Genomic DNA, 20,700 nt, shown 5'->3' with positions numbered 1-20,700 from the left:
CGGTCACCGCGCCGGTCCCTCGTTAGGCGCCCTGGAACTTCGGCGGCCGCTTCTCCACCCGCGCCACCTGGGCCTCGATGACGTCCTGGCTACCCCACGCCTTGTCGAACAGCTCCTTATGCACCGGCTGCTGCTCCTCGTAGGCGCCGTCGTCGTTGAGCACCCGCTTGGCGTGCTGCAGCGCCAGCGGCGCCAGCCCGGCGATCTCGTGCGCCCAGGCCTGCGCGTCGGCAAGGGTGCCGATCCGGTTGGCCATCCCGGTCAGCAGTGCCGCGTCGGCGGGCAACTTCTCCGCGGTCAGCATCATCGCCCGGGCCCGCCCGTAGCCGACCAGTGAGGTCAGCCGCCGGATGCTCCAGTTGTCCAGCGCCAGACCGTACTTGGCGACCGGGAACTGGAAGAACGCTTCGGGGGCCGCCACCCGCAGATCACAGACCATGGCCAACTGCAGGCCGGCGCCGATCGCCGCGCCGTTGATGGCGCCGATCACCGGCACCGGGACGTCGGCGATGCTCTGGTGCAGCGCGACCAGCTTGTCGGGGTAGTCGGCGGCGAACGCGTCCCCGGACAGGTCCGCGCCGGCGCAGAACACCGTGCCCTGCCCGGTCAGCACGATGGCCCGGACGTCGTGGGTGGCGGCGTCCAAGACCGCCTCCCGCAACTCGGTGACGAGCTGGGAGTTCAAGGCGTTGCGACGCTCGGGGCGCTGCAACTCGATAGTCGTGACGGCTTCATCGCGGGTAACACCGATCATGAGATCCCAGCCTAATTACGCTGACGCTGTGAGCCGGACCGGGGCCGATGAAGTGCGCGACGCGGTGCTGGATCGCGGCTCGTTCCTCAGTTGGGACGCCGCGCCGCTGGCCGTGCCGACCAGTGACGCTTACGCCGCCGAGCTGGCGGCCGCCCGGGCTGCCAGCGGCCGCGACGAGGCCGTCCTGACCGGCGAGGGCCGGATCAACGGCCGCCGGGTCGCGGTGATCGCCAGCGACTTCGACTTCCTGGCCGGCTCCATCGGGGTCGCGGCCGCCGAGCGGATCACCGCAGCAGTCCAGCGGGCCACCGCCGAACGCCTGCCATTGCTGGCGTCGCCGAGTTCGGGCGGCACCCGGATGCAGGAGGGCACCGTCGCATTCCTGCAGATGGTGAAGATCGCCGCCGCGGTCGAGCTGCACAAGCGCGCTCACCTGCCCTACCTGGTCTACCTGCGCCACCCCACCACCGGCGGGGTGTTCGCGTCGTGGGGTTCGCTGGGGCACGTCACGTTGGCCGAGCCCGGGGCACTGGTGGGCTTTCTGGGGCCGCGGGTCTACGAACAGCTCTACGGTGCCCCGTTCCCGCCGGATGTCCAGACCGCCGAGAACCTGCAGGCCTATGGCGTGATCGACGGCGTCATCCCGCTGAAATGGCTCCGGCGCACCTGCTCGCGGGCGTTGAAGGTGATGCTCGACGATCCGGGTCCGGCTCCCGCGAAACCGGCCCCAGGACCGATTCCCGACATCGCGGCGTGGGACTCCGTCTGTGCGTCGCGTCGTCCAGATCGGCCGGGCGTCGGGTTTCTGCTGCGGCACGGCGCCACCGAGCGGGTGTTCCTGTCGGGCACCGGCAGCACCGAACGCGGTGCCACGATCTTGCTGGCGTTGGCGCGCTTCGGCGGCCAGCCCGCGGTGGTGTTGGGGCAGCTGCGGGGCGCCGATCGGCTGACCGACCCGGTTGCGCTGCGCGATGCCCGCCGCGGCATGGCGCTGGCCGCCGGTCTGCGGCTGCCGCTGGTGTTGGTGATCGACACCCCGGGCCCGGCGCTGTCGGTGGAGGCCGAGCAGGGCGGATTGGCAGCCCAGATCGCGGCATGCCTGGCCGAGCTGGTCACCCTCGAGGTACCGACGGTGTCGGTGCTGCTGGGCCAGGGCAGTGGCGGGCCGGCGCTGGCGATGGTGCCGGCGGATCGGGTACTGGCGGCGTTGCACGGCTGGCTGGCGCCGTTGCCGCCGGAGGGCGCCAGTGCCATCGTGTTCCGCGATACCGAGCACGCCCCGGAACTCTCCGCCGCCCAGGGCATCCGTTCGGCGGATCTGCAGGCGCACGGGATCGTTGATGTGATCGTGGGCGAGCACCCGGATGCCGCCGAGGAGCCGATCGACTTCGCCAAGCGAATGTCGCGGGCAATCGCCGTCGAACTGTCAGCCCTGCGCGGGATCTCTGCCGAGCAGCGGATGGCGGCCCGGTTGGAGCGCTACCGCCGGATCGGCCTGCCCGGAATGATCACTTAGGCGATCGGTGATGGCACTAGCCGGTGATCATCGCTACGGCCACCCCTGCCAGCACCATCCCCATCACCTGCCGGAAACGCACTCGCTCCCCGAGCAGGACGACCGCCAAGATCACCGTGGCGGCCGGGTACAGCGAGATCAGCACGCTGGCCAGTGACAGCAGCGCGAGCTTCAACGCGAACAGCATGGTGACGTTGGCGGCGGTGTCGAGCAGTGCGATCAGGAACGCCAACCGCAACGGTGTGCCCGTCGGCACGCTGAGATTGCGGCTCATCGCCGCGACGGCGATCACCAGAATGGTGGCCGCGCCACGCGCGAACAACAGGGGCCAGAGCCCGGAATCCGATGGAGTGCGGTCCAGGAAGACGAAGTTCAACCCCAGGGCCACCCCCGAGGCGATCGTCAAGAAGAGCACGCGGTGGCTGAGCCCCGGCCGATGGACGCCGTCGTCGCCGGCGTGCCAGCTGATCAACACCACCGCGCCCAATGCCAACGCGATACCTGCGCTGGCGAGCATGCCGGGCCGCTCCCCCAGCATCCGCCCGACGCATACCGGCACGCTGGCATCGACCACCGCGGCCAGGGGCGATACCACCGAGATCGGGCCGGTGGCCATGGCGGCGTAGAACCACCAGATGCCCAGGGCCTGGCTCAGCCCACCGAGCATGCCCAAGACGATCGTGCTCGTCGTGATGTGCCCGCCGCCGATCAGGGCGAGCGCTCCGAGCATCACCATGGAGACCGGGGTGGACACCAAGACCACCCGAAGCGCGGCGACTCGCCGCGACGCGACACCGCCCACGAAGTCGCTGATCCCGAAGCTGGTGGCCGACGCGAGCGCCAAGCCCTGCGCGGTGGGCGAACCGATCACGCAGCTGCCTTGGCAGCCGCGGCCCTCTTGGCGGCCTTAACGTTCGATGTGACGATCACGGCGGAAAGCCTAAGTGGGCATTTAGCTTGGAAACTCTCGCGTTTGCGGGATCTTTGCGCCCAACGGCCCGATGTTCGCAGGTCGGTGCATTTAAATTCACTTGGATTTAACCCGTCGCAGAGTGCGCGCAGGCCGCCGTTCAGGCCAACGAGCGCAGCCACGCGTCGTGCAGCGCGGCGTAGTGGCCCTCGGCGTGGATCAGCTCAGCCGGCGGCCCGTCCTCGACGATGCGCCCGCCCTCGATGACCAGGACCCGGTCGGCGATCTCGACCGTGGAGAGCCGGTGGGCGATCACCAGCGCGGTCCGCCCAGCCAGCACGCTGCGCAGCGCCTTCTGCACCATCCGTTCACCGGGGATATCCAGCGAGGACGTCGCCTCGTCGAGGATCAGTACCGCCGGGTCGGCCAGGAAAGCGCGCGCAAACGCGACCAGTTGACGCTGGCCCGCCGAGAGCCGCCCGCCCCGCTGGGCGACATCGGTGTCGTACCCGTCGGGCAGGGCGGTGATGAACGCTTCGGCGCCGACGCTCGTCGCCGCGGCGGCCACCTCGGCGTCGGTCGCGCCGGGACGGCCGAAACGGATGTTGTCGGCAACGCTGCCGGTGAACAGGAAGTTTTCCTGGGTGACCATCACCACGTGGCGACGCAGCGTCGCCTGGGTGAAGGCACGCAGGTCGACGCCGTCCAGGGTCACCGCTCCCGACACCGGGTCGTAGAACCGGGCGATCAGCTTGGCGATGGTGGACTTACCGGCGCCGGTGCTGCCGACCAGTGCCAGGGTCTGGCCGGCCGGAATGTTCAGCGACAACCCGTCCAACACCGACTGGCCGCCCCGGTAGCCGAAATGCACGTCACGCAAGGCGATCTCACCGCGCCTCTCACCAACAATGGTCTGCGGAGCAGCCGGGTCGGCGACGGCGGGAGTTTCGGCGAGTACCCCGGCCAGCTTCTCGAGCGCGGAGGTGGCCGACTGAAAGGTGTTGAGGAACTCCGAGATGCCCTGCATCGGTTCAAAGAACATCCGCAGATAGAGCAGGAACGCAGTGAAGGTGCCGATCGTCATGTGCCCGTGCAACACTCGCCAGCCCCCGTAGAGCAGCACCACACCGGTGGTGAGGTTGCCGACCAGCTTGACCCCGGGCGAGAAGATCGCGACCAGTCGGAACGCCTTCTCGTTCACCGAGCGGTATCGGTCGGCGACTCCGGTGAAGATCTCCTGATTGCGGGCCTCTCGGCGATAGGCCTGCACCGCCTTGATCCCGGTCATGGTCTCGGTGAACTGCACAATCACCCGCGCGGCGTGCTCGCGCACCGCGGCGTAGTTCTTCGACGATTCGACTCGGAACCATCGCAGCAACGCCATCAGCACCGGAAAGGCGATCAGGCACATCAGGCCCAGCCGCCAGTCCAGCACGATGAGCAGCACCGCCGTGCCGGTCATCGTGAGCGCTGCACCGACCAGGCCGTCGAATCCGGTGAGCAGCATCTCCTGGATCGCGTCGACGTCGTTGGTCAATCTGCTGACTACTCGGCCCGAGGTGTAGCGCTCGTGGAATCCGACGTCCAGGCGCTGAAACTGGCGGAACACGCGCCGCCGCAGCTCCAGCAGCATCCGCTGCCCGACCTTGCCCGACCACTGCAGGAACAGCATCCGGCTGACGGCCTGTGCGAACACCACCACCGCGAGCGCGATCACGATCATGCTCAGCTGCCGGATCGAGCCGTCCGCGGCGATCGGCGGGATTCCCCGGTCGATTCCGCGCTGCGCGAGTATCGGAACTGCAAGCCGGGCAACGTTTTCCACCACAATGGCCACCGCCATCAGTAGCCCCGCGAACCGGTACGGGCGCAACAGCGACCAGAGCAGGGCCCGCGCCGCGGCCCGGCCCGGCTCGGCCGTCACCGCCGCGCCCAGTCGACGAGGTGTTCGGCGCCGTCGTCGAGCTCGTCGTCTGCCGCCAGCAGGTAGCGGTACCGCGGCACCTCGGCCAGCAGCTCGGCGTGGGTACCGACCGCGGTGATGGTGCCGTCCTCGACCAGCGCCACCCGATCGGCCAGCGCCACGGTAGATGCTCGATTGGCCACCACCAGCCCGGTGATCGGCTGCGGCCCGGTTGCCAACACCCGGCGCAGCGCATCGGTCACGGCGGCCTCGGTGTGCACATCCAGCGCCGACAACGTGTCGTCGAGCACCAGGATCGTCGGCGCCGCCACGAGTGCCCGGGCCAGCGACAGCCGCTGGCGCTGCCCGCCCGACAGGCTCAGGCCCTGCTCCCCGATGCGGGTGTCCAGCCCGGCCGGCAGCGCGTAGACGAAATCCGCCGACGCCACCTCCAGGGCACGGGCCAGTTCCGCATCGCTCGCGTCGGGCCGGCCCAGTCGCAGGTTCTCCGCCACCGACATCGAGAACAAGGTGGGGTCGTCGAAGGCGGTCACCACTGCCGAGCGCAACGCCGCCAACGTCAGCGTCCGGATGTCGCGGCCGCCGATGAGGATCTGGCCCTCATCGGCGTCGTAGAGCCGGGACAGCAGCATCGCCAGCACCGACTTGCCGGAGCCGGTGGCGCCCACCAGAGCGACGGTCTCGCCGGGTTCGACGGTCAGATTGACCCCGCGCAGCACCCACGGGGCGGCAGTACCCGGCTCGGTGGCAAACCGGCATCCGACATCGCGCAACTCCAGCCGGCCCGACGGCGGAATCGGGTCATCGCCGTCGGTGATCTCGAGGGGCGCATCGAAGATTTCGGCGATCCGGTCGGCGGCGGTCATCGCCTCCTGGGTGGCCGACAGCAGGAAGCCCAGCGATGACAACGGCCAGACCAGCGAGAGCATCAGCGTGACGAACGCGACCAGGGTGCCCATCGTCACCAGGTGGTGCCCGGCGGCGTACGCGCCGACCGCGAGCACCCCGATCAGCGTGAAGTTGGGGATCACCTCCAACAGCGTCCAGAACTTCGAGGACACCACCACCTTCTCCACGCCCAGGTCGCGCAGCTTTGCGGCTTGGGCGTCGAAGCGCGCGAACACGTAGTCCTCGCGTCCGAACGCCTTGATGGTGCGCAGACCTGCCGCGGACTCCTCGACCACGGTGGCCACCTGACCCGCCTGGTCCTGCGCTTGGCGCGTCAACCGGGTGTACTGGCGCCGGAAGTGCTGTATCGCAACCATCACCGGTATCAGCGAAGCGCAGACAACCGCGCCCAGCGGCCAGTAGAGCACCAGCAGAATCGTCGTGACGGCCACGATCTGCACCGTGTTGAGCACCAGGAACACCACCACGAACGAAAGGAAGCGCCGCACGGCGGACAGGTCGTTCATGATCCGCGACAGCAGCTGGCCCGACTGCCAGCGGCCGTGAAAGGTCATCGGCAGGATCTGCAGCCGCGCGTAGAGGTCCTTGCGGATATCGGCTTCCACGCCCATGGTGGTGGGCGCGACCAGCCAGCGCCGCACAAACAACAGCAGCGCCTCGATGACCCCTAGCGCGGTCGCGGCCGTGCCAAGCACCCACAGCCCGGGCTGGTCGCGGTGCTGCACCGGGCCGTCGATGACTGCCTTGGTCATCAGCGGGATCACCACGGTGGCGACCAGACTGAGCACGGCTACCGTCACCATGGTGATCCACCGCGCCCGGTAGGGACGCAGGTAGGGCAACAGGCTGCGCAGCGCCGATGCCGAGGTCACGGACTTGACCCTAGATCGATAGCGCCGACCCGCAGCACATCCCGCGCTGGATGGCCATGTTCAGGCAAAATGGCCACCATGGACAACCCCGCTGCCTCACCCCGAGTCTTGGTCGTCGACGACGACTCCGACGTGCTCGCCTCGCTGGAACGCGGACTGCGCCTGTCCGGCTTCGAGGTGGCGACGGCAGCCGACGGCGCCGAAGCATTACGCAGCGCCAAGGAAGCCCGTCCCGACGCCATCGTGCTCGACATCAACATGCCGGTACTCGACGGCGTGAGTGTGGTGACCGCACTGCGGGCAATGGGTGACGACGTGCCGGTCTGCGTGTTGTCCGCGCGCAGCTCGGTCGACGACCGGGTCGCCGGACTGGAAGCCGGCGCCGACGACTACCTGGTCAAGCCGTTCGTGCTTGCCGAGCTGGTGGCCCGGGTTCGGGCGATGCTGCGGCGGCGCGGGTCGGCGGCCAGCTCCTCCTCGGAGACGATCACGGTGGGCCCGCTGGAGGTCGACATCCCGGGCCGCCGCGCCCGGGTCAAGGGTGTGGACGTGGACCTGACCAAGCGGGAGTTCGACCTGTTGGCCGTGCTCGCCGAACACAAGACCGCGGTGTTGTCGCGCGCGCAACTCCTCGAGCTGGTCTGGGGCTACGACTTCGCCGCCGACACCAACGTCGTCGACGTGTTCATCGGCTACCTGCGGCGCAAGCTCGAGGCCGGCGGCGCTCCGCGACTGCTGCACACCGTGCGCGGAGTCGGCTTCGTCCTGCGAACGCAGTGAGGGCAGGCGTGAACGTCATGAAACTGCTGCGGCGCATCTTCGCCAGAACACCGTCGCTGCGGACCCGGGTGATGCTGGTGACGGCGATCGGCACCGCGATCGTGACGGTCATCATCGGCGCCATCGTGTGGGTCGGTATCACCAACGACCGCAAGTATTGGCTGGACCGCCGGCTCGACGAGGCGGCGGGGCTGACCGTCCCGCTGATCGGCCTGGGTGAACTGCCGCGGTCGGCCGGCGCCACCGACGCGGTGATCACACTGCGGCGGGCCAACCAAGTGACGTCGAACTCCACCGTGGTGCTGCCGGAGCTGGAGCCGGGCTACGCCGACACCGAGATCGACGGCGTGCGCTACCGGGTGCGGACCGTCGACATCCCCGGGCCGGGCCCACGATCGTTGGCCGTCGGCGCCACCTACGACGCCACCCTCGCCGACACCAACAACCTGCACCGCCGGGTGATCCTGCTCTGTACCGTCGCGATCGGGGCGGCCGCGCTGCTGGGCTGGCTGCTGACGGCATTCGCGGTACGGCCCCTGCGGCGGCTGGCGCAGCAGGCGCGATCGATCGACGCCGGCGACGAACGGCCGGAGATCGAGGTGCGCGGCGCCACCGAAGCGGTGGAGATCGCCGAGGCGATGCGCGGCATGCTGCAGCGGATCTGGAAAGAGCGAGACCGGACCCAAGAGGCACTGGCCTCCGCGCGTGACTTCGCCGCGGTCTCCTCCCATGAGCTGCGCACCCCGCTGACCGCGATGCGCACCAACCTCGAAGTGCTGACCACCCTGGACCTGCCCGACGACCAGCGCAAGGAGGTGCTGCACGACGTCGTACGGACCCAGACGCGGATCGAGGCGACACTGTCGGCCCTGGAGCGGCTGGCACAGGGCGAACTGTCCACCTCCGACGATCACGTGCCGGTCGACATCACCGATCTGCTCGACCGGGCGGCCCACGACGCGATGCGGGTCTTCCCCGACCTGAACGTCTCGCTGGTGCCGTCGCCGACCTGCATCATCGTCGGGCTGCCCGCCGGACTGCGGCTGGCTGTGGACAACGCGATCGCCAACGCGGTCAAGCACGGCGGCGCGACCCAGGTGCAGTTGTCGGCGGTCACCTCACGCGAAGGCGTGGAGATCGCCATCGACGACAACGGCGGCGGGCTTCCGGAAGAAGAGCGCCGCATCGTCTTCGAGCGGTTCTCCCGCGGATCGACGGCATCGCATTCGGGGTCCGGTCTCGGCCTGGCCCTGGTGGCGCAACAGGCCGAACTGCATGGCGGCACGGCGTCTTTGGAAGACAGCCCGCTGGGCGGAGTACGTCTGCTGCTGCAGCTTCCGCCGCCGAGTTGAGCGCACTACGCCCGGCTCGTCACTTCTTCTACTTCTTCATGTCCTTGCGCCAGGTGTCCCAGCGCTGGAAGCCGGCCGCCGCGGCGGTCTGTTCGTCTTTGAACCACACCTCGGCGATCGTCGCGTCGTAGGCCGGGCTCGCCGGGGCGTGGTAGAGCATCGAGTCCTCGTTACCCTTGACCGTCCAGCCCACCGGGCCACTGCCGCCCGGGCCGGCCTTGGTCGACCCCGGACCGAACGGGCCGGGCGGCACCTCCTCGACCTCGACCAGCTTGGCTCTACCGTTGAGGCCGCGCGCGGCCGTGCCCTTGTCCCACCGGGTGAATCCTGCTGCGGCGGCGGCACTCTCCTCGGCGAACCACACCTCGGCGACCGTCTGGTCATACCAGGGGCTGTCCGTGGTGTGGTACAGCATCGAGTCCTCGTTGCCCTTGATCGTCCAGCCGGTCGGGCCGACGCCGCCGGCACCGGCACGTGCCGAGCCCACGCCGTAGGGCGCTCCGCCGATCGCCATCGCGGCGGTCTCGGTCTCCGAGGGAAGCGTGCCGCCGGCAAGTTTCGCCGTCGAGCCTGAACCGGTGCTCGTCGCGGGGCCGGCGGTACCGGGTGTCACCGATACCGGCACCTCGCGTTTGACCCGCCGGATGGTGAAGGCAAATGTCAACAGCAGACCCAACAGAAACGACAGTCCCATCAACCAGCAATTGACGCCGTGCATCAGTGGGCTCCTATCTCACGCGAGCCGGGAAGCGCCGCAACGGCGTCTTCCTTGCTGGTGCGGCGGATCGAGACGACGGTGAGCAACCAGGCGACCGCCGAGCCGACCGCGAATGCCAGCAGGTACCACAGCCAGTGAATGACGAAATCCATTGCAGCTTCTCCTTAGCTCACGGTGATCGCGACGCGACGGTTTTGGGCACGACCGTCCGGTGTCGCGTTGCTGGCGATGGGGTCGGCCGAGCCGAATCCCTTGGACGTGACGCTGTTGGCTGGGACGCCGTGGGACACCAGGAAGTCGGCGACGGACTTGGCGCGGGCTGCGCTCAGCGGCACATTGATTCGATCGTTGCCGGTGTTGTCGGTGTAGCCGTTTACCGCGACGCGGGCGTTGTGGCAGCCCTTCACCTTCTCCGCCACCCGGGCCAGTTGCTCCTTCGTGCCCACCGACAGGGTGTAGCCATTGGTGACGAACCTGACCGGCGTGCTCATCAGCGCGGTGATGTCGGCCTGTAGATTGCCGCAGTCAGCAGTTGGACCGGGGGCCGACGTCGGGGCGGGGGTCGGCGCCTCGCTCACACTCGGGGCCACCTGGGTCTCACCAGCTGAGACCTGAATATCGTTGAGCAGCTTCAGGTTCGGCCACGCCGCTTTCGATGCCGCCTCGACGGCAAACTTGACTGCGTCGGAAGCCGCGGTTCCGATCAGAGTGAGGGTGTCGTCGACGATCTTGAACTTGAAGTCCGGCATGGACACTGCGGCCTTGAACACCGATCCCAGGCCGGACAGGTCGGGTGCGGTGACGCCGGCCTTGATGTTGAGGTTGTCGACCAGTTGCACACCACTGCCGAACACTCCCTTGAGCATGTCGAACAGTCCGGTCCGAGTGGCGATGTCAGGCAGATCCCCATTGAGGGTGATGACATTGCCGTTGCGCAGAATCGCCAGCGGGGCGAAGGACCACCCCGGCGGGCTCACACTCGGTACCGACAGCGACAGGGTCGGCGCGGCGACGTTCGGCGTACTGATGTTCGGCCCGTTGATGTCGAGTTTGGATCGATCGGTTACTCCGTAGCCAATCAGGGCCAGTAGCAACGGAATTGCCACCAGGGCTAAGACCCAGCCGAAGCCGGGTGGTCGGCGGTAGAACCGCGAGACCTTTCGCCAGCCAGTCACAGTGGGGTTTTCTGAGCCTGGCATGGATCCTCCTTGACGACCGAAAAACACCCGCGAGTCCAGGACACCGCGAGTGTAGGAGTTTCGATATATCGATGGAGGTAATTAGTTGTTTTTGGTGGACTTTTCCCCGCGCTGGGAGCTGGTCACCAACTCGTTGACGATGTGGGCCCGCGCCCAGGCATCTTCGGCCGCGGCCTGTACGGCGGCCGCCTCGTCCGCCTTCGCCGCGGTCCCGCCCAGCGTCACGGTGTCGCCGGTGATCTCAAAAGTGAAATCGCCGATGCCCGCGGCCGCCTCGAACACCGGGGCCGCGCCCGAGAAATCGACGCTCACCGCTCCGGGCACCACCCCGAGGCGGTCGACGACGGTGACGTCGTCACTCGAGGTGAGCACCGCGTCCAACAGCTCTCGTTTGGCTGCCGGATCGGCCACGTCCCCGGCCAGGGTGAATTCAGTGCCGTGACGGATCACCGACACCGGCACCGGCACTGCCGGCCCGGCGGCGGGTTGCGGGGCGGCGACGGGTTGGGGCGCGCGTTCCAGTAAGCCGTAACCGATCGCAGCGAGCAGCACCGTTGCCAGCGCCGCACCGATCAGCCGGGCTCGCACTCAGCGGGTGCCGAGCAGGTCGATCACAAAGACCAGGGTCTTGCCGGCCAGCGGGTGTCCGGTCCCGTCGGGGCCGTAGGCCAGCTCCGGCGGGATCACCAGCTGACGCCGGCCGCCCACCTTCATGCCCGGGATGCCGTCCTGCCAACCGGCGATGAGCCCGTCCAGCGGAAATTCCAGAGATTCGCCGCGGTTCCACGAGCTGTCGAACTCCGCGCCGGTGTCGTAGTCGACGCCAAGGTAGTGCACGTTGACGACGCCACCGGGGACGGCCGCGGGGCCTTCCCCGACGACGATGTCCTCGATGACCAGGTCGGCGGGTGCCGGGCCGGTCGGAACGGTGATCTGTGGCTTGGCGCTGTTAGTCATGGTGGTTACCGTCCGCCGATGCCGACGTAGTCACGCTCGGTGTAACCGGTGTAGATCTGACGCGGCCGGCCGATCTTGCTGTCGCCCTCGTCATGCATCTCGCGCCAGTGCGCGATCCAGCCGGGCAGTCGGCCCAGCGCGAACAGCACCGTGAACATCTGGGCCGGGAAGCCGATCGCCCGGTAGATCAGGCCGGTGTAGAAGTCGACGTTCGGGTAGAGCTTGCGCTCGACGAAGTAGTCATCGGTCAGCGCGGCCTCTTCGAGGTCCTTGGCGATGTTGAGCAGTTCGTCGTCACCGCCGAGCTTGCCGAGGATCTTGTCGGCCTGTTCCTTGACGATCCGCGCCCGCGGGTCGTAGTTCTTGTAGACGCGGTGGCCGAAGCCCATCAGCTTGACGCCGTCTTCGCGGTTCTTGACCTTGCGCACGAAGTCAGTGACGTTGCCGTTCTGCTGGTCGCGGATCTGCTCGAGCATCTCCAGAACCGCCTGGTTGGCGCCACCGTGCAGCGGGCCCCACAGCGCGTTGATGCCGCCGGAGATCGAGGTGAACAGGTTGGCCCGAGAGGAGCCCACCAGCCGCACCGTCGACGTCGAGCAGTTCTGCTCGTGGTCGGCGTGCAGGATGAACAGCATGTCCAGCGCGCGGACAACCTCGGGGTCTGCCTCATAGGGCTCGGCCGGCAGGCCGAACGTCATCCGCAGGAAGTTCTCCACCAGGCTCAGCGAGTTGTCCGGGTACAGGAACGGCTGGCCGGCCGACTTCTTGTAGGCGTAAGCGGCGATGGTGGGCAGCTTGCCCAGCAGCCGAATGGTCGACAGCTCAACCTGGTCGTTGTCCGACGGGTCCAGCGAGTCCTGGTAGTAGGCGCTCAACGCGTTGACCACGCTGGAGAGCACCGGCATCGGGTGGGCGTTGCGCGGGAAGCCGTCGAAGAACCGCTTCAGGTCCTCGTGCAGCATCGTGTGCCGCTGAATCCGGCCGGTGAACGTGGCCAACTGCTCGGTCGTGGGCAGCTCGCCGTAGATCAGCAGGTAGCTGACCTCGATGAAGGTCGACTTCTCGGCCAGCTGCTCGATCGGGTAGCCGCGGTAGCGCAGGATGCCGGCGTCACCGTCGATGTAGGTGATGGCGCTCTTGACCGGCGAGGTGTTGGCATAGCCATTGTCGAACGTGGTGTAGCCGGTCTTGGCGAGCAGCGAACCGATGGCGAGAGCGTCGGACCCCTCGGTCGCCTTAACGATCGGCAGTTCTAGCTCGCCGCCCGGATACCGGAGAGTGGCGGTGTCGTCGGTTGCGGCCACAAGGAACCCCTTTGCGCTATTCGGCTGACCAGATTGGGCGTGTATAGGAAAAGGTAGTCGGTTCCGGGCCGACGCGCCCGCCCGGGGCCGAGGTATCTCCTATCGGCGTGACGACGGCGGCGGTCGGTGTACATCGCCGGGCCGCCGATAGCGCAGGAATGCGGGCGCTGCCAGGGCCGCAAGCACCACGCCCACCACCACCAGGGCCCCGCCACCGGCGGACGCCGCGGCCGTCCCCACCACCGCCCCGGCGGCGCCGTGCACCGCGTCGGCGAGCCGCGGGCCACCGGCGACGATCACGGTGAACACCCCCTGCAGCCGGCCGCGGATCTCGTCGGAGGCGGCCTGCTGCAGCATCGTCGACCGGAAAGCCGCAGAGACCATGTCCGCGGCACCACCCACTGCCAGGAACACCAGCGCCACCCACAGCGCTCGGCCCGCGTGCCCGCCGCCGTGCCCGACCGCGAGCCCGAAGCCGATCATCGCCACTCCCCAGACCACGATGGCGGCCACGACGGCCAGGCCCTGACGGGTGATCCGGGGCAGCCACCCCGAGAACACCCCGCCGAGCACCGCCCCGGCCGACATTGCCGCGGCCAGCAGCGCCATGGTGGTGCCGCCCTCGACCGGCCCGCCGAAGTCCGCACTCGCGATCTGCGGGAACAGTGCCCTCGGCATGCCGAGGATCATCGCGATCAGGTCCACCACGAACGACATCAGCACCACGGTGTTGCCGGCCAGGTAGCGGAACCCGTCCAGCACGGCCGCGATCCCGAAGCTGGACGGTCCGGCCGATTCGACCGGCGGCATGGGCGCCAGCCGAAACGTCGCCCAGATCGGGAAGATGCACGTCGCCGCGTCGATCAAATACAGGGTGGACAGATCCACCCAGCCGAGCATCAGTCCGGCCAGCAGGGGCCCGACGATCGCGCCGAACTGCATGACGGTCATGTTCAGCGAGTTGGCGGCAGGCAGATCCTTGCCCGCGACCAGCCGCGGAATGGCCGCGGATCGGGTCGGGGCATTGACCGCATAGAACCCCTGCTGAACACCCAGCAGTACGAGCACCACCCACACGTTCTCGAGTCCGGCCGCGGCTTGGAGCCACAGCAGCAGCGAGGCCGCCGCCAGCCCGCAGGAGGCGAGGATCAGCAGCTTGCGGCGGTCCATGGCGTCGGCCCAGGCGCCGCCGAGCAGACCGAAGACGACCAGCGGGACCAGCGCGAACAGCCCCGACAGCCCGACGTAGGCCGAACTGCGGGTCAGCGCATAGATCTGCACCGGCACCGCGAAGATGGTCAGGTTCGCCCCGATGACGGTCGGGATTCCAGCCACCCACAACCGCCGAAAGTCGGGGCTGCGCAACGGGGTGGTGTCGGCGAAGATCCTCACCGCAGCGACACCGGACTCACGGCTGGAGTCGCTCCACCCGCCCGCCGGTCACCCGAATCCGGTTGTGCAACCGGCCTTCCCGGCCCTGCCAGAACTCCACCACCTCCGGGGCGATCCGGTAGCCACGCCAGTTCGGCGGCGCGGGAATCGACTCGGCGCCGGAGAATTGGGCCGTCACCGCGTCCAACTGCGCCAGCAGTGCGGCCCGTGAGGCGATCGGCTGCGACTGTTGCGAGGCGCAGAAACCCAGCTGGGACGCCCGCGGTCGGTGTGACCAGTACTCGGCGCTGACCGACTCGGCGAGCTGGGTGACCGGTCCGCGAATGTGGACCTGACGACCCAGCTGATACCAGGGAAAAGTGGCCGATGCGTACGGTGTCGCGGCCAGCTCAGCAGCCTTGGCGGAGTCGGAGTCGGTGAAAAACGTCACACCGTTCTCGTCGAGGTTCTTGCACAGCACCGAACGGCTGACCGGGCGGCCGGCTTCGACCGTCGCCAGCACCATGGCGTTGGGTTCGGGGACCCCCGCGCGCTCGGCGTCGCCAATCCAATTGCGCAGCAGAACCTCCCAGCCCGCCTCGAGCCAGTCCGCGTCGAGGTCGCCGCTGTTGTCCTTCTCCTGGTATTCCACTCGCATCTCCGCCAAGTGCTCGTTGTCGGGGCCGGTCCTGTGCACCGCACAACGCTACGCCGCGCCGCAGACCAGCCGTCGTTACCGGCCGGTAGCAATGACTGGGCGCCGGGGTGGAAGAATCCACGGTATGACTGCTGCGGTCCCGGAGAACTTTGTCGCCGGCCTGGAAGGCACTGTTGCCTTCACTACTGAAATCGCCGAACCGGACAAGGACGGCGGCGCGCTGCGCTACCGCGGCGTGGACATCGAGGACTTGGCCGGCAAGGTCGGCTTCGGCGATGTGTGGGCCCTGCTGGTCGACGGCGACTTCAGCCGTTCGCTGGCACCCGCCGAGCCGCTGGAGCTGCCGGTTCGCACCGGCGACGTCCGGGTGGACGCCCAGGCCGGAGTGGCGATGCTGGCGCCGCAGTGGGGCTTTGAACCGTTGTTGGACACCGACGACGCCACCGCCCGCGATCAGCTGGCCCGCGCGTCGGTGATGGTGCTGTCCTATGTCGCCCAATCGGCTCGCGGCCAGGAGCCCGCGGTCTCGCAGCAGACGATCGACGGGTGCTCCACCATCACTGAGCGGTTCATGACCCGCTGGCGCGGCGAGCCCGACCCCCGCCACACCGAGGCGATCGACGCCTACTGGGTGTCGGCGGCCGAGCACGGCATGAACGCCTCGACGTTCACCGCCCGGGTGATCGCTTCGACTGGCGCCGACGTCGGCGCGGCGCTGTCCGGCGCGATCGGCGCGATGAGTGGCCCGCTGCACGGCGGCGCCCCGGCGCGGGTGATCCCGATGATCGCCGAGGCGGAGCGCACCGGTGACGCCCGCGCAGTGGTCAAGGGCATCCTGGACCGGCGCGAGAAGCTGATGGGCTTTGGACACCGGGTGTACCGCGCCGAAGACCCGCGCGCTCGGGTGCTGCGGGCCACCGCCAAGCGCTTGGACGCCCCGCGTTTTGAGGTGGCTGCGGCCCTGGAGCAGGCGGCGCTGACCGAGCTTCGGGAGCGTCGCCCCGATCGGGCCATCGAGACCAACGTGGAGTTCTGGGCGGCGGTGATCCTGGACTTCGCCGAGGTACCCCCGGCGATGATGCCGGCGATGTTCACCTGTGGCCGCACCGCGGGCTGGTGCGCCCACATCATGGAGCAGAAGCGACTGGGCAAGCTGGTGCGCCCGTCGGCGATCTACGTCGGGCCGGGGCCGCGCAGCGCGGAATCCGTTGCGGGCTGGGAGCACGTCACCACAGCGTGAATCCGCCGGCCCTTGCGCCGAACGTGTAACCAGGGCGAGATTCTGCGCGATTCTTCGCCCTGAGTACACGCTCGGCGCGTGCGTGGGTTCGGGCGGTTCAGCTGCGCCGCAGCGCGCGGAGCAGGTTCTGCAGCAGCGGCAGGTCCGAGTGGTCCTTGACCTCGTCGAGCATGTCCGGAACCCGGGTGAACTTCACCCGGGGGCGGCCTTGCGCTGCGCCGCGGGCGATTTCGGCTTTGTCGATGGCCTTCCAACCCGCGGCGTCGATGACATCGGGTTGCTGGGCATGCACCATCCGGGCGACTGCCCGCGGGCCGGCGATCGGCTCCGTCAGCAGATCTGCGTTGTAGTCGGCGGCCAGCGTCTGGATGGTCTTGAGCGAGTCAGACTTGTTGGAGCCGATAAATCCGTTGGTGCCGCGCTTGATCCAGCCCGACACGTACGCGCCCGGAACTCGCTCACCGGTCGCCGGGTCGATCACACGGCCGCCCTCGTTCGGGACGACGCCGGCAGCGTCGTCGAACGGCAGATCGGCGATGGGCGTGCCGTGGTAGCCGATCGAAGTCAGCACCAGACCGGCGTCGATGCGTCGCAGCTGATCGGTTCCGGTGACAGTGAATTCCACTGCACTGCAACGGTCATCACCGAGAACTCGCGCCGGGGTCAACTCGTAGGCGAATCGGATCCGGGGACGGGTGATCGGCGCCGACGCGTCACCCAACTTGCTCAGTATCTCCAGCTTCTGCCGGGTCAAGGTGTCTTGAACCGTCGCCAGGTCATCACGCACCCGGGCATGGTCCTCGGCATCGAGGACCACTTCGGCGGTCTGTGTCAGCCCCACCAGTTCGGGCAGGGTGAACGCCGAAGACGCTGGGCCGCGCCGGGCGACGATCACCACTTCGGAAATGGCCGAGTCCCGCAGCGCTGCCAGCGCGTAGTCGGCGATGTCGGTGCGGGCCAGTCGGTCCGGGTCGGCGGTGAGCACGCGTGCCACATCGAGGGCGACGTTGCCGTTGCCCACGATCACCACCCGTTCGCAGCTGAGATCGACTGGCAGGTCGGCGAACTCGGGATGCCCGTTGTACCAGCCGACGATCTCGGTCGCGGTGCCCGTTCCGGGCAGCCCCATGCCATCGATTTCCAGTCGCCGGTCGTGCAGCGCACCCGAGGCGTACAGCACGGCGTGGTGGTGCTGCAGCAGGTCCGCGTGAGTCAGGTGTTTGCCCACCTCGACGTTGAGGAAGAACTGGAAACCACGACGCGAGGAGATCTCGTCGAACAACCGGGTGGCCAGCTTGGTGCGCTGGTGATCCGGGGCGACGCCCGCCCGCACCAACCCGTAAGGGGTGGGCAGCTTCTCGAACATATTCACCAGCACACCCTGCTGGGTCATTAGTTCATCGGCCGCGTACATGGCCGCCGGGCCGGAGCCGACGATAGCCACGGTCAGCGGGTACTTGCCTCGCTGATGCAGCTCGGCGGCCGGCAGGATAGGCGCCAGCTTGGAGGTAGGCGGCAGCTTCACCCCGACGGGCCGTTCCGGGTAGAACGACTTATTGATCTCCACGAACGGCAACTGTTCGACCATCACCTTGGTGTGCGGGACGATCGCGTCGACCGGGCAGGCCCGCACGCAGGCTCCGCAGTCCACACACGCATCGGGGTCGATATAGAGCATCTCCGACGTGGCGAACTCGGGCTCGTCGGGCGTGGGGTGAATGCAGTTGACCGGGCAGGCGAACACACATGACGCGTCGTTACAACACGCCTGGGTAATTACGTGCGGCATGACCTGAGGTTGTCGCTACGCGACCGAAGCGGCAACGGGCGTGAGGTGCGCACGCTGCGGCTGGCTGCGGAACCGGGACGGTGCGCCGTGGATCCGGCAGATCCGCCATACCAACTTGGCGACCGGGTTCATCAGACCGGTGTCGTGGCAGAGCATCCGGACGTCGCCGAACATGTCCTGCAACATCTGTCGAGCCTCGGCCGACCGGAAGAAGATGTCCTTGCGGACTTCGCGCGGAATGTCGAACTCGGACCAGAACGCCTTGGGCGGCACCACGATCGCCGAACACAGGATCCGCATCACGATCGGCACGTACAGCGACAGCCAGAACCGCTTACGACGAGGCAGATTCGGAATGCGCTTGTGCAGATACTCGTGCGCGAAGGAGATGTGCCGCGCCTCCTCGGCCACGTGAATGGCCATCACCCGTTCCATGATCGGGTGCAGGGTCTTGCCTTCGCGCAGGATGGCCTTCTGGATGTGGTCGATGGGCTCTTCGCCAGCGAGGATGCCGAACCAGAATGGGATCGGCAGCGGTCCGGCGACCAGCGGAATGAACGGCTGCACCCACTTGAGCAACCGCGGCATCCCGGGCACGTCAGCGCCGATGTGGTTCACCATCTCCTGGAACATCATGGTGTGGTTGCACTCTTCCACCGCCTCGTGCAGGCAGTAGCGGTACTCGGGTGAGCCGTTGGGCGTCCAGAACGCGTATTCCATCAGGCCGCGGATCAGGATCGACTCGAAGTGCAGCCCGACCTTGGCCACGTTGGCCTGGCGCCACATGCCGATCTTGATCTGGACGTCCTCGGGCTGGGCCTGGTACCACCAGTGCCGACCGATCGGGTCGGTACCCGGCAGGATCCAGCGCGGGTCATTCTCGGTGACCTTGAACTCCGGAGTGTCCCAGTCGATGTCGGTGTACGGATTGAAGTTCCGGCGTACCGACCCTTCCGACAAGGTGTTGAGGATCTCGACGTAGTTCGCGTCGTCGGTCACTTCCATGTTGGCTCGCCACCGGCGCACGATTCGGGTTCGAGCGGCTTTCTGAGCCATTGGAGACACCTCCAGCAGTCGTTTACATTTAGTAGGCTTATGTACAACGGTACCGCAGGTACTGGGTACCCGTCCAGACTCCAGATCAACACTGTGGGCGTGACAGGTGTCGAGCGCCTTGGGTGATCCACGTCACAATAAACCTGCCCTGCGAGGTCGCGCTGCCCGCTGTCTACGCTAGAGACCATGGCTGAGCAGCTCACGATCCCGGACAACATCAAGCCCGCTGACGGACGGTTCGGTTGCGGGCCGTCGAAGGTCCGCCCTGAGCAGTTGAACGCGCTGGTCACCACCGCGGCGCCGCTGTTCGGCACCTCGCACCGTCAGGCGCCGGTCAAGGACTTGGTCGGCCGCGTCCGCTCCGGGTTGCGCGAACTGTTCTCAGTGCCCGACGGCTACGAAGTGGTCCTGGGCAACGGCGGGTCCACGGCCTTCTGGGATGCCGCGGCGTTCGGGCTGGTCGACAAGCGGTCGCTGCACCTGACCTACGGCGAGTTCAGCGCGAAGTTCGCCTCGGCGGTGGCCAATAACCCCTTCGTCGGCGACCCGATCGTCATCAAGGCCGACGCGGGCAGCGCCCCCGAGCCGCAGTCCGACCCGTCGGTCGACGTGATCGCCTGGGCGCACAACGAGACCTCGACCGGAGTGGCGGTGCCGGTGCGGCGGCCCGAGGGTGCCGGTGACGCCCTGGTCTTGATCGACGCGACGTCGGGTGCCGGCGGCCTGCCGGTCGACATCACCGAGGTCGATGCCTACTACTTCGCCCCGCAGAAGAACTTCGCCTCCGACGGCGGGCTGTGGTTGTCCATCATGAGCCCGGCCGCGCTGGCCCGTATCGAGGCCATCGCCGCGTCCGGCCGGTGGGTGCCGGAGTTCCTGTCCCTGCCGATCGCGGTGGACAACAGCACCAAGAACCAGACCTACAACACCCCGGCGATCGCCACCCTGGTGCTGCTGGCCGAACAGCTGGACTGGATGCTGGGCAACGGCGGGCTCGACTGGGCGGTCAAGCGCACCGCGGACTCGTCGCAGCGGCTGTACTCGTGGGCCGAGGAGCGGTCGTTCACCACGCCGTTCGTCGCCGACCCGGCGTTGCGCTCGCAGGTCGTGGGCACCATCGACTTCGTCGACGAGGTGGATGCGGCCGCGGTGGCCAAGGTGCTTCGGGCCAACGGCATCGTCGACACCGAGCCCTACCGCAAGCTGGGCCGCAACCAGCTGCGGGTCGCGATGTTCCCGGCGGTGGAGCCCGACGATGTCAGCGCCCTGACCCAGTGCGTGGACTGGGTCGTCGAACGCCTCTGAGCAAGACTCTGAGCGTCTGTAATCGGATCGTTATAACGCCCGCGTGTCACGACGGGCGGGGCCGTTCACTGGACTAGAGTCCGCAC

19 protein-coding genes are annotated in these 20,700 nt (G+C 67.9%); 5 read left to right on the top strand and 14 right to left on the bottom strand.

Features of this window, described 5'->3' with window-relative positions:
• Window positions 1-22: 22 nt before the first annotated feature.
• Window positions 23-754 (bottom strand): enoyl-CoA hydratase, encoded by a 732-nt coding sequence (locus RCP37_RS04150; RefSeq protein WP_308485738.1) that lies wholly within the window; start codon window positions 752-754, stop codon window positions 23-25.
• 28 nt (window positions 755-782) lie between these two features.
• Between RCP37_RS04150 and RCP37_RS04145 the strand changes: the two genes are divergently transcribed.
• On the top strand, window positions 783-2,270 hold the full coding sequence (locus tag RCP37_RS04145; RefSeq protein ID WP_308485737.1) for a carboxyl transferase domain-containing protein: 1,488 nt from the start codon (window positions 783-785) through the stop codon (window positions 2,268-2,270).
• Window positions 2,271-2,286: 16 nt separating this feature from the next.
• Here RCP37_RS04145 and RCP37_RS04140 read toward each other — a convergent pair whose 3' ends face one another.
• The 3 genes from RCP37_RS04140 to RCP37_RS04130 all read right to left on the bottom strand — a co-directional run bounded on the left by RCP37_RS04140 (window position 2,287) and on the right by RCP37_RS04130 (window position 6,816).
• The gene (locus RCP37_RS04140; RefSeq protein ID WP_308485736.1) at window positions 2,287-3,141 is read right to left on the bottom strand and encodes a DMT family transporter; all 855 of its coding nucleotides are present in this window, start codon (window positions 3,139-3,141) and stop codon (window positions 2,287-2,289) included.
• Between the two features lie 199 nt (window positions 3,142-3,340).
• Window positions 3,341-5,104, bottom strand: a complete 1,764-nt coding sequence (locus tag RCP37_RS04135) for an ABC transporter ATP-binding protein (RefSeq protein WP_308485735.1) — start codon at window positions 5,102-5,104, stop codon at window positions 3,341-3,343.
• Window positions 5,101-6,816: an ABC transporter ATP-binding protein gene (locus tag RCP37_RS04130; protein ID WP_308486930.1), complete on the bottom strand. Its 1,716-nt coding sequence runs from the start codon at window positions 6,814-6,816 to the stop codon at window positions 5,101-5,103. Before RCP37_RS04130 ends, RCP37_RS04135 begins: the two co-directional genes overlap by 4 nt.
• Before the next feature lie 147 nt (window positions 6,817-6,963).
• Between RCP37_RS04130 and RCP37_RS04125 the strand changes: the two genes are divergently transcribed.
• Both RCP37_RS04125 and RCP37_RS04120 read left to right on the top strand, forming a co-directional pair.
• Window positions 6,964-7,665 (top strand): response regulator transcription factor, encoded by a 702-nt coding sequence (locus RCP37_RS04125; RefSeq protein ID WP_046283624.1) that lies wholly within the window; start codon window positions 6,964-6,966, stop codon window positions 7,663-7,665.
• Between the two features lie 17 nt (window positions 7,666-7,682).
• Window positions 7,683-9,017, top strand: a complete 1,335-nt coding sequence (locus RCP37_RS04120) for a HAMP domain-containing sensor histidine kinase (RefSeq protein WP_224975460.1) — start codon at window positions 7,683-7,685, stop codon at window positions 9,015-9,017.
• Window positions 9,018-9,045: 28 nt separating this feature from the next.
• On the opposite strand, the gene arfC is transcribed toward RCP37_RS04120, so the two are convergent.
• The 8 genes from arfC to pdxH all read right to left on the bottom strand — a co-directional run bounded on the left by arfC (window position 9,046) and on the right by pdxH (window position 15,263).
• Window positions 9,046-9,735 (bottom strand): channel accessory protein ArfC, sunset domain variant, encoded by a 690-nt coding sequence (gene arfC / locus RCP37_RS04115; RefSeq protein ID WP_308485734.1) that lies wholly within the window; start codon window positions 9,733-9,735, stop codon window positions 9,046-9,048.
• Complete coding sequence (gene arfB, locus RCP37_RS04110) at window positions 9,735-9,887, bottom strand: channel accessory protein ArfB (protein ID WP_308485733.1); 153 nt, start codon at window positions 9,885-9,887, stop codon at window positions 9,735-9,737. Before arfB ends, arfC begins: the two co-directional genes overlap by 1 nt.
• 12 nt (window positions 9,888-9,899) lie before the next feature.
• Entirely contained in the window at window positions 9,900-10,934 is a 1,035-nt protein-coding gene (arfA, locus tag RCP37_RS04105) for a channel-forming protein ArfA/OmpATb (protein ID WP_308485732.1), read from the bottom strand.
• A gap of 81 nt (window positions 10,935-11,015) precedes the next feature.
• Window positions 11,016-11,522, bottom strand: a complete 507-nt coding sequence (gene arfA, locus RCP37_RS04100) for a channel-forming protein ArfA/OmpATb (protein ID WP_308485731.1) — start codon at window positions 11,520-11,522, stop codon at window positions 11,016-11,018.
• A complete protein-coding gene (locus RCP37_RS04095) occupies window positions 11,523-11,891 on the bottom strand; it encodes an FKBP-type peptidyl-prolyl cis-trans isomerase (RefSeq protein ID WP_308485730.1) in 369 nt (122 codons plus the stop codon).
• Between the two features lie 5 nt (window positions 11,892-11,896).
• A complete protein-coding gene (locus RCP37_RS04090; RefSeq protein ID WP_308485729.1) occupies window positions 11,897-13,195 on the bottom strand; it encodes a citrate synthase in 1,299 nt (432 codons plus the stop codon).
• A 99-nt stretch (window positions 13,196-13,294) separates the two neighbouring features.
• Complete coding sequence (locus RCP37_RS04085) at window positions 13,295-14,587, bottom strand: MFS transporter (protein ID WP_308485728.1); 1,293 nt, start codon at window positions 14,585-14,587, stop codon at window positions 13,295-13,297.
• A gap of 16 nt (window positions 14,588-14,603) precedes the next feature.
• Window positions 14,604-15,263, bottom strand: coding sequence for a pyridoxamine 5'-phosphate oxidase (gene pdxH / locus RCP37_RS04080; RefSeq protein WP_308485727.1), 660 nt, complete (start codon window positions 15,261-15,263; stop codon window positions 14,604-14,606).
• 85 nt (window positions 15,264-15,348) lie between these two features.
• Here pdxH and RCP37_RS04075 point away from each other — a divergent pair, with 85 nt between their 5' ends.
• Window positions 15,349-16,464, top strand: coding sequence for a citrate synthase 2 (locus tag RCP37_RS04075; protein ID WP_308485726.1), 1,116 nt, complete (start codon window positions 15,349-15,351; stop codon window positions 16,462-16,464).
• Between the two features lie 97 nt (window positions 16,465-16,561).
• On the opposite strand, the gene RCP37_RS04070 is transcribed toward RCP37_RS04075, so the two are convergent.
• Both RCP37_RS04070 and RCP37_RS04065 read right to left on the bottom strand, forming a co-directional pair.
• On the bottom strand, window positions 16,562-18,253 hold the full coding sequence (locus tag RCP37_RS04070; RefSeq protein ID WP_308485725.1) for an FAD-dependent oxidoreductase: 1,692 nt from the start codon (window positions 18,251-18,253) through the stop codon (window positions 16,562-16,564).
• A gap of 15 nt (window positions 18,254-18,268) precedes the next feature.
• Window positions 18,269-19,309: an AurF N-oxygenase family protein gene (locus RCP37_RS04065; protein ID WP_308485724.1), complete on the bottom strand. Its 1,041-nt coding sequence runs from the start codon at window positions 19,307-19,309 to the stop codon at window positions 18,269-18,271.
• Between the two features lie 186 nt (window positions 19,310-19,495).
• On the opposite strand from RCP37_RS04065, the gene serC reads away from it, so the two are divergent.
• The gene (gene serC / locus RCP37_RS04060; RefSeq protein WP_308485723.1) at window positions 19,496-20,614 is read left to right on the top strand and encodes a phosphoserine transaminase; all 1,119 of its coding nucleotides are present in this window, start codon (window positions 19,496-19,498) and stop codon (window positions 20,612-20,614) included.
• The last annotated feature ends 86 nt before the right edge of the window (window positions 20,615-20,700 follow it).

Source organism: Mycolicibacter sp. MU0102 (assembly GCF_963378105.1).
GTDB classification, from domain to species: Bacteria; Actinomycetota; Actinomycetes; order Mycobacteriales; family Mycobacteriaceae; genus Mycobacterium; species Mycobacterium holstebronense.
Note: the sequence above shows the minus strand (reverse complement) of the source record. Positions and strands in the feature narration are given on the sequence as shown.

Coding starts and splice junctions, on each gene's coding strand:
- RCP37_RS04150 (WP_308485738.1), bottom strand. CDS start 754: ATGATCGGTGTTACCCGCGATGAAGCCGTCACGACTATCGAGTTGCAG.
- RCP37_RS04130 (WP_308486930.1), bottom strand. CDS start 6,816: ATGGTGACGGTAGCCGTGCTCAGTCTGGTCGCCACCGTGGTGATCCCG.
- RCP37_RS04125 (WP_046283624.1), top strand. CDS start 6,964: ATGGACAACCCCGCTGCCTCACCCCGAGTCTTGGTCGTCGACGACGAC.
- RCP37_RS04120 (WP_224975460.1), top strand. CDS start 7,683: ATGAAACTGCTGCGGCGCATCTTCGCCAGAACACCGTCGCTGCGGACC.
- arfC (WP_308485734.1), bottom strand. CDS start 9,735: ATGCACGGCGTCAATTGCTGGTTGATGGGACTGTCGTTTCTGTTGGGT.
- arfB (WP_308485733.1), bottom strand. CDS start 9,887: ATGGATTTCGTCATTCACTGGCTGTGGTACCTGCTGGCATTCGCGGTC.
- arfA (WP_308485732.1), bottom strand. CDS start 10,934: ATGCCAGGCTCAGAAAACCCCACTGTGACTGGCTGGCGAAAGGTCTCG.
- RCP37_RS04095 (WP_308485730.1), bottom strand. CDS start 11,891: ATGACTAACAGCGCCAAGCCACAGATCACCGTTCCGACCGGCCCGGCA.
- RCP37_RS04075 (WP_308485726.1), top strand. CDS start 15,349: ATGACTGCTGCGGTCCCGGAGAACTTTGTCGCCGGCCTGGAAGGCACT.
- RCP37_RS04070 (WP_308485725.1), bottom strand. CDS start 18,253: ATGCCGCACGTAATTACCCAGGCGTGTTGTAACGACGCGTCATGTGTG.
- RCP37_RS04065 (WP_308485724.1), bottom strand. CDS start 19,309: ATGGCTCAGAAAGCCGCTCGAACCCGAATCGTGCGCCGGTGGCGAGCC.
- serC (WP_308485723.1), top strand. CDS start 19,496: ATGGCTGAGCAGCTCACGATCCCGGACAACATCAAGCCCGCTGACGGA.